Origin of the sequence: Ruminococcus champanellensis 18P13 = JCM 17042 (assembly GCF_000210095.1) — a bacterium.
GTDB lineage: Bacteria > Bacillota > Clostridia > Oscillospirales > Ruminococcaceae > Ruminococcus_F > Ruminococcus_F champanellensis.
On sequence record NC_021039.1, the window covers coordinates 277,202 to 279,289 of the forward strand.

Consider the following 2,088-nt stretch of genomic DNA (forward strand, 5'->3'; position numbering starts at 1 on the left):
AACCCATTTGGTTTATCAAATGGAACAACCCAAAAGAAAATCATACCCCTATAACCGCCCTGGTGCAGAAAATAGCACATCGAACATACGTTCCCCACATCCACAAAAAAAGACAGGGCATCCGCCCTGTCTTTGCACTGTAAACATTACGGCAGCTTTTTGAGGCTCTCCGCCAGTTCCTCATCCGTGGGAATATAATCGTTCATCTTGCCATCGTTGTACTTTTCGTATGCCACCATATCGAAATAGCCCGTACCGGTCAGACCGAACACAATGGTCTTCTCCTCCCCGGTCTCCTTGCACTTGAGCGCCTCGTCAATGGCAACCCGGATGGCGTGGCTGCTCTCCGGTGCCGGCAGGATGCCCTCCACTCTTGCGAAATACTCCGCTGCCTCGAATACCTTGGTCTGGGTCACGGAGGTTGCCTCCATCAGCCCGTCCGCATACAACTGGGACAGGGTGGAGCTCATGCCGTGGTACCGGAGCCCGCCTGCATGGTTGGGTGCCGGAATGAAATCACAGCCCAGAGTGTACATCTTCGCCAGGGGGCAGACCTTCCCCGTGTCGCAGAAGTCGTATGCAAACTTGCCTCTGGTCAGGCTGGGGCAGGATGCAGGCTCTACCGCAATGATCCGGTAATCCGCCTCGCCCCGGAGCTTCTCGCCCATGAAGGGTGCAATCAGACCACCCAGATTGGAACCACCGCCGGCACAGCCGATGATGATATCCGCCTTGACGCCGTACTTATCCAGCGCCGCCTTGGTTTCCAGACCGATGACGGACTGATGCAGCAGCACCTGGTTCAGCACACTGCCCAGCACATACCGGTATCCCTCCGTGGTAGTCGCCTTCTCCACTGCTTCGGAAATGGCGCAGCCCAGGCTTCCCGTGGTGCCCGGATGCTCCTCCAGGATCTTTCTGCCCACTGCGGTCTCCGTAGAGGGAGAGGGGGTCACGGACGCCCCGTAGGTACGCATAACCTCCCGGCGGAAGGGCTTCTGCTCGTAGGAAACCTTTACCATATATACCTTGCAGTCCAGATCAAAGTAGGAGCAAGCCATGGACAGAGCGGTACCCCACTGACCTGCGCCGGTCTCGGTGGTCACGCCCTTCAGCCCCTGCTGCTTTGCGTAGTATGCCTGGGCAATGGCGGAATTCAGCTTGTGACTGCCGCTGGTGTTGTTGCCCTCAAACTTGTAGTAGATCTTTGCCGGCGTGCCCAGCTTCTTCTCCAGGCAGTATGCCCGTACCAGGGGGGAGGGACGGTACATCTTGTAGAAGTCCCGGATCTCCTGGGGAATCTCAAAATAGGGGGTGGTATCGTCCAGTTCCTGCTTGACCAGCTCCTCGCAGAACACCGGTGCCAGATCCGCCGCCGTACAGGGCTGTCTGGTGGCCGGATTCAGCAGGGGTGCCGGCTTGTTCTTCATATCCGCCCGCAGGTTGTACCAAGCTGTGGGCATCTCGCTTTCGTCCAGATAGATTTTGTAGGGAATTTCCTTTGCCATCGTTCTGACTCCTTTCAACGGGGGACAGAATAAAAAAACTCCTGTCCCACAACAATTTTCGTTGCCGGGACAGGAGATTGGTCTTCCTGCGGTGCCACCCTGCTTGACGCTGTATGCGTCCTCTCAGCGCGTACTGTCATACGCCGACATTTGTTGACGGAGCGTCATACTCCGGCGCACATACTCGGGAAAACCCTTTCCGCTTGCCCTTAGAAGTCCATTCGATCCAGCCTGTGACCGCCGCAATCCCACCGCCTGCGACTCTCTGAATGCTCAGTATCCAAATCTACTTACTCTTCCTCATCGGTTTATAGGTTTAGTATAGCACCTCTGTTGGGATTTGTCAAGGGGGTAGGGGGAATTTTTTTGCGGTCTTTTTGTGACCATCTTTTTTCTGCGGTTTTGGATGCTCTGGGTGCTGAAGTTGCTTTGTGGGGTTTATTTTTTTGCGTAACCATTTGTTTGCGACTTATCTTTTATACTCTGCGTGCTTGACATACGCTTTGCCGGTTTACCTTTGGTGACCAGTTTCTTTTGTGCATTCTTTTATAATCTGCGTGCTTGGCATACGCAGTATGGG

The 2,088-nt window shown here is 54.7% G+C and carries 1 protein-coding gene; it reads right to left on the minus strand.

The window, feature by feature from the left end:
• Window positions 1–146: 146 nt before the first annotated feature.
• Window positions 147–1,508, minus strand: a complete 1,362-nt coding sequence (locus RUM_RS01235; RefSeq protein ID WP_015557412.1) for a TrpB-like pyridoxal phosphate-dependent enzyme — start codon at window positions 1,506–1,508, stop codon at window positions 147–149.
• Between the last annotated feature and the right edge of the window lie 580 nt (window positions 1,509–2,088).

Excerpts from the sequence above, each read along its gene's own strand:
- RUM_RS01235 (WP_015557412.1), bottom strand. The coding sequence starts at position 1,508 with ATGGCAAAGGAAATTCCCTACAAAATCTATCTGGACGAAAGCGAGATG.